The sequence below is a fragment of the Sorangiineae bacterium MSr12523 genome, assembly GCA_037157775.1.
GTDB lineage: Bacteria > Myxococcota_A > Polyangia > Polyangiales > Polyangiaceae > Pendulispora > Pendulispora brunnea.
Map to the genome: position 1 here is coordinate 12,944,238 of CP089982.1, position 5,565 is coordinate 12,949,802.

At 67.4% G+C, this 5,565-nt stretch carries 5 protein-coding genes; all 5 read right to left on the reverse strand.

Annotation, left to right across the window (positions count from 1 at the left end; translation table 11 throughout):
• Window positions 1–3 precede the first annotated feature (3 nt).
• Complete coding sequence (locus LZC95_51575) at window positions 4–1,473, reverse strand: E3 ubiquitin ligase family protein (GenBank protein WXA94851.1); 1,470 nt, start codon at window positions 1,471–1,473, stop codon at window positions 4–6.
• A gap of 107 nt (window positions 1,474–1,580) precedes the next feature.
• Window positions 1,581–3,083, reverse strand: a complete 1,503-nt coding sequence (locus tag LZC95_51580) for a hypothetical protein (protein WXA94852.1) — start codon at window positions 3,081–3,083, stop codon at window positions 1,581–1,583.
• Entirely contained in the window at window positions 3,080–3,781 is a 702-nt protein-coding gene (locus LZC95_51585; GenBank protein WXA94853.1) for a hypothetical protein, read from the reverse strand. Before LZC95_51585 ends, LZC95_51580 begins: the two co-directional genes overlap by 4 nt.
• Window positions 3,778–4,359 (reverse strand): sigma-70 family RNA polymerase sigma factor, encoded by a 582-nt coding sequence (locus LZC95_51590; GenBank protein WXA94854.1) that lies wholly within the window; start codon window positions 4,357–4,359, stop codon window positions 3,778–3,780. The genes LZC95_51585 and LZC95_51590 overlap by 4 nt, the downstream gene beginning before the upstream one ends.
• 12 nt (window positions 4,360–4,371) lie before the next feature.
• Window positions 4,372–5,379, reverse strand: coding sequence for a hypothetical protein (locus LZC95_51595; protein WXA94855.1), 1,008 nt, complete (start codon window positions 5,377–5,379; stop codon window positions 4,372–4,374).
• Window positions 5,380–5,565 lie beyond the last annotated feature (186 nt).

The window sequence follows — 5,565 nt, forward strand, 5'->3', positions numbered from 1 at the left end:
CCTTCAGGGGAAGTGCACCTCCAAGGAGACGCCCTTCTTTTCGGGCTGGGCAGGCTTCGGCGGCGGGGGGGCCGCCTTCGGCGGAGGCGGGGGCGCGGGTGCGGCTTCCACCTTGGCGGGCGGGGGCGGCGGAGGCGGCGGGGTCACAGACGCGGCCTTCGGCGGAGGCGGTGCGCCCGTATCCGCCAGAGCATGGGCCGAAGCTTTTGGCTTGGGCTTCGAGCCGTGCGTCGTCGTATGGACGGGGGCCGTCATGGTCAGCACCTTTCCGCTGACCGCGGCCTCGGGCTCGTCCGCTGCGACGGCTTCGACGACGGGGGCAGCGTCCTTGGCGACATCGTCTTTCGAGGCGTCGCGCTCGATCGAAAGATGGTAGCCCAAGCCGCCCTTGAGATTGCGCCCAAGAACATCCGTGACGCTGAGCAGGTAACTCCCCGCCTCGAGCTTTTCACCGACGATGGTTTGCTCGGTGCCATCGGCATACTCTTCGGCGACCCTGCGTCCGTCGGGTGTCTTGATCGCCACCATGGCATCGATGGGATTCTTCACCTGCGGCGCTTTGACCTTTACGATGTAGTACCCCGGCTCGCGGACCGTCCAATTGTACGTCTTTCCAAGTTTGGAATCGATGCGATCGTCGCAATTGACCACGCCTTCCGCAATCTCCGCCGCGCAAGATGCCGAATCTGCGAAAGACTCCGCCTTTGGCCCGAAAAGGCCCGCGCCGGTGCCGCCGACGGCAAGCACGCCGCCAATGGCATAACCGAGAATCATGTTTCGCTTGGTCGAGGCAAGAAGGCCGGCGCGCCCTTTGGGCGAGAGAATCAACTTGCCCGTGCCAATGCCTTTGGGCGTGCGCAACATCGCGCCATGCGGGCCGGCATCGATTTGGCCCAACGCGTATATCGTCGGCGACGGCTTCACGATCTTCTCGGTGCCTACGAATCCGATGACGTGCCCGTCATCCCGCGAGACGATGGGCGTATTCGTCTCCATGTGCCCAAACCGTAGCGTCGCTGGCCAGAGCAGGCCGCCCACGCCCACTTCGCTCGAATGGCTCTTTTCCATGGATGCATCGAGGGCGCCCGTGCTGTCCACGACCACGCTCCCCATGCCATCGGAAATGAGGAATTGGCATCCCCGAGTCTCCGAATGCACATTTTTGGAGCCGGTCGTCTTTTTCGTACCGTTCTCGGTTTCCGAATGCTTTTCCCACTTTGCTTCGATGGTAATCTCATAAGCGAGGCACGGCTGGCCGCTCATGGGGGCAAAAAGCTGCTGTTGCCCCGGTTGCGCCGATCCCTCCGTGGAAAGCAAGCCATTCGCGTCGGCGGCGCGAGGCCCGAGCTGCGCGATCTCCGAGGGCCGGCGATGCGGCACACGGTTCATCTTCTTCATTTTCAGCATCTGCAAGACGCCGAACAAAAGGCCACCTAGGCCCAAGAAGGCCAAAAACCAACCCAGAATGTCCATGGTCCCTCACAAACGAAATGCCGACGACGTGCGGATCCGAAGTCCGATACGCGGCTGCATGACGTCATTGGGATGGCGCCCGTGGTTCGATCAAAAAATCGACGCGGCTACCTCGAAAGGAGCGGGACCGGCACCGGAGTGATGCGGATGGCGTCCGAATCCGCAAAGATGCCGTTGGTGTTGGAACCCCAACACCATACGTGGCCGCTTCGTGTGAGTGCGCAGACGTGCTCGCTGCCCACGTCGATGTCGAAGACCGGTTCGGGCAGACCGACGACGGCGACGGGGTCGTTGCTGCGCGTGTTTGGCGCGCCATTTCCGAGCTGTCCGTAGGTGTCGTCGCCCCAGCATCGGACGCCGCCGTCCGCCATCACTGCGCAGGCGAGGTCCGAAGCGACCCCGATTTTGACGACCCCCGAACCCAGGGTGGGGACGTCCAGGCTCGATTGGGGTGTCGGCTCGATCTTGCCTCCGGGGGTTCGCTCGCCCCAGCACTTGACCCCGCCCGAGGTGGTCACCACGCACGCGTACTGCGAGGCCACGCGAAGCTGGGCCACCGACCCTCGGGGCAATACGCTCATTTCGACGGGCCTCGAGGTGTGGGGCTGGCCGGCGCCGCCGAACAAACCGCTCCCGTTGTGGCCCAAGCACGAGACGTTGCCCGCACGGGAAAGCACGCAGATGGAGGAGTTGGAAAAGCCCACGTAGGTGCTCGGCGCGAGGCCGTCGATGGCGAAGGGTGCCCAATTTGGGCCGCTTCGGTCCGGTCCGTAGGTGCCGGGGCTGCTGTCGCCGTCGCCCCAACACATCACGCGGCCGTCGTCGAGCACCGCGCATGCGGCGGTCCTGCCGGTGCCCATGTCGAGCACGTGCGCGGAAAGGCCGGCAACGTCGAGAGGGCGCGAGGAGTACGAGGGGCCGCCGTCGGATTGGCCCACACCGAGGGCGCCGTTGCCGTTGTAGCCCCAGCATTTTGCGGCACCGCCCGTGGTCACGGCGCACGTGGTCTTGTCGTGGGCAATGTGGACGTCGCGCACGCCGGTGGCGAGATCGACGACGTCGACCGCCTTGGGAGGGCGCTCGTCCTGCCGTCCGTAACCGAGTTGCCCCAGGGAGTTGTAACCCCAGCATTTCGCGCCGCCTGCCGTGGTGACGGCGCAGCCATACTCGCTGTCGATGGCGATGCGCGCGACATCCCGCTCGAGACCTGGCACGATCGTCGGCGGTGCGCGGTGGCGTCCGACGTCGATGAAGTCCTGCCCCGAGCAATAGACGGTGCCGTCGGCGATGGCGCACAAGCTGTAGTACGTCGTCACGAGCGTGCTTGCGCGCACGCAGGATTGGCCCTTCTTGAAGGTGCCCACGCATTGGCACACGCCGCCGTCGCACACGGGGGGCCCGGCGTCGGGATCGAGATCGCCGGGGCCGGGCCCGGCGTCACCTTGCGAGGGCGGACCGTTCGCGTCGCCGATGTGTCCGTCGATGCTGGCATCGCCCTCGACGCAGTCGCCGGCGCACGGTGTGTTTCCGAGCGGGAGTACGATGTCGCAGGCAGCGAGCGCGATGGCGGCCGATGCGGCGAAGAGCACGCGGCGGTGGCTCGAGATCATTCGGCGTGCTCCACGGCTGCATCGACGGCGGGAAGCAAGAGACTCTGCGGGTACTTGCGGCGAAACTCCGCGGCCTTCGTGCGGGCGGCCGCACCTTCGCCCGCGTTGGCCAGCGCTTGCACCCAGAGGCCATCGCGTTCCTCGCTCAAATGGCCGCGCGGAAAACGCTGCGCGTGCTCGCGGAGCGGCGCGAGGGCCAGCCGCGGCTCGCGCCGGAGAATCGCCGAGCGCGCGGTCTCGAGCAGGCTTTGCTCCTCGGCGAGATCGACATCGCGTCGCGCCGCCTTGGCGCTCGGCGACGCGGGGGGCTTCGCGGGAACGACCGGGGCGGCGCCCGCATCGTTCTGGCTCACCGGCGCGCTCGCCGTTACCACCGCCACCGGCGCCTCCGGTGCAACGACCGCGGATGCGACGGCCACCGGCGTGGGTCGCGCATCCATGGCCCCGCGCACCACGGCGCCGCCTGCACCGCCCACCGCAAGGGCCGCGAGCGTCGAGACGACGCCCCACTTGCCGAGGGCCGCATGCAGGGCGCTCGGAGCCGGCGAATGCGGTGCACCACCGCCGCCGTCGGGGCCCCCGAAGCCCGTGCTCACCTGCGACCAAATCCGGTCTTCCAAGCCGGCCGGCGGCTCGGGCACCTCCGCGCGCGCAAGCAGATCGCGCACACTGTCCGGCAGCGGCGGAAGCTCGCTCACGAGAGACCTCGCCGGCGCCGAACGCGCTCGAGCGCCGCGGTGAAAGCCTCCCGCGCGAGGCGAAGCCGCGAGGACGTCGTCGGCGCCGGCGCCTCCATCGCCGCGGCAATCTCCGGGACGGACAGGCCGTCGAATTCGTACATGACGAACACCGCGCGCTTGTCGTCGTCGAGCGCGTCGAGGGCCTCGTCGATCATCTCGCGCGCTTGGCGCGCTGCGATCCGCTCGTCCGGGGACGGCTCCGAAATGGGCACGTGCTCCCCGCGCTCGGCATCGACCTCGTGCCGGTGGTAATGCAGCCGCCGGTAATCGGCAAAGAGCCGCCACGCAATCCCTCGCAACCACGCCTTGGCCGGCCGCGTTCGATCGAAGGTCGAAAACCGCGCGTACGCCGTGACGAAGACGTCATGGGTCAAATCATCGAGCGCCGCGCTCCTCGCCCCGAGCCGGTGGAGGAACGCCCACACCGCGCGAAACTCCGCGCGATAAATCTGCTCGAACTCCGCCATGCTCGCCCGACGAACTTCGCGCGAACGCACGGATATCGGCGTCGCAAGCGATTCGTCGGTAATGGCCATGAAGAACATCGCTTACGGTGCCACCCGGAATTGAAGGCCCAGACTTCCCGTCACGAGGGGAGTCGTCCACGCGGGCTGGTCGTCGATGGTGAGCACGTTGCGCGTGGGGGCAAGCTGCAGATCCCCGAACACGACCAGCGCCGTCTTTTCCCCGAGCGCCCACGTGAGTGCAGCCCGAGCCCCCACCAGCGCCAGAAACCCCGTGCGTGACGTCGAGCCTTCGAAGCCGGTGCTCTTCGCCCGCAGCGCACCCGCCGAGCCCACGAGGCACGCCGCACCCACCCCGAAATGCGCGCACGGCAGCAGCGACGCCACGATGAAATTCGACTCGAGCCTCCCCACACCGTAATCGCGCGCGATCGGCCAATCGAAGCGGCCCTCGGTGCCCAGCGAAAAGGTGCCTTTGCGCACACTCGCATGTACCACGAGTCCGCCCGTCGCCGTTGGCGCCGCACCCAGCGCGGAGAGCGCACCGATGCCGAGCCACCACCGCGCGGGCGCGGACGTTGGCGCCATCGCCGCAGGCTCCACCCGCACCGGCACCCCGCGATCCGATTCGAGCGGCGGAGGCAACGGTGGCAGCGGTGCTGCGGGCTCCACCGGAGCGGGCGCGGGGGCTGGCGGCGGCGGTCGCAGGTACGCCTGCGGATCGATGGCAATGGCGAGCGCCAGCCGCGTCGAGTTCGCGAGCTCGGTGCATTGGTCCGAGCGCGATGTCAGCTCGCGCCGCAGGGGCGCGCCTTCACCGGTGCGAACGATCGACGACTTGAAGCCGCTGCGCGTCCGCGCAAACACGACGGCAATGCGTTCGGCCGCATCCTTGCGAAACGGATCGTAGCCAAGTTGCGCAACGATGGCCTTTTGCAGTTCGCCTGCATCGGGGCAGTCCTCGGCACCATGCTGGCGTTCGACCTCGAAGCGCACGCTTCGCGGAGCATCGGCCTTGGCGTGGATCGTCCAAACCGCAGTTCCGACGGCGAAACCCACCACGACGAATCGACGGAGACGGGATGCTTTCAAGTCGCGCGATCCCTTCTACGGAGCCGGCGGAGCAACCCTTCCTCACGGACGGTCCAACCTATCCTTCGCGGCCGTCCATTCGCGCCGCCGCGGATCGGAGCGCACTTCTGCCGTGCGTTCCGGGCAAAGGAATGCAAGAGTACCGAACGTTTGGGTGGGTGGATGGGCGACGAAACAAGAGCATCA

Coding starts and splice junctions, on each gene's coding strand:
- LZC95_51575 (WXA94851.1), bottom strand. CDS start 1,473: ATGGACATTCTGGGTTGGTTTTTGGCCTTCTTGGGCCTAGGTGGCCTT.
- LZC95_51580 (WXA94852.1), bottom strand. CDS start 3,083: ATGATCTCGAGCCACCGCCGCGTGCTCTTCGCCGCATCGGCCGCCATC.
- LZC95_51590 (WXA94854.1), bottom strand. CDS start 4,359: ATGGCCATTACCGACGAATCGCTTGCGACGCCGATATCCGTGCGTTCG.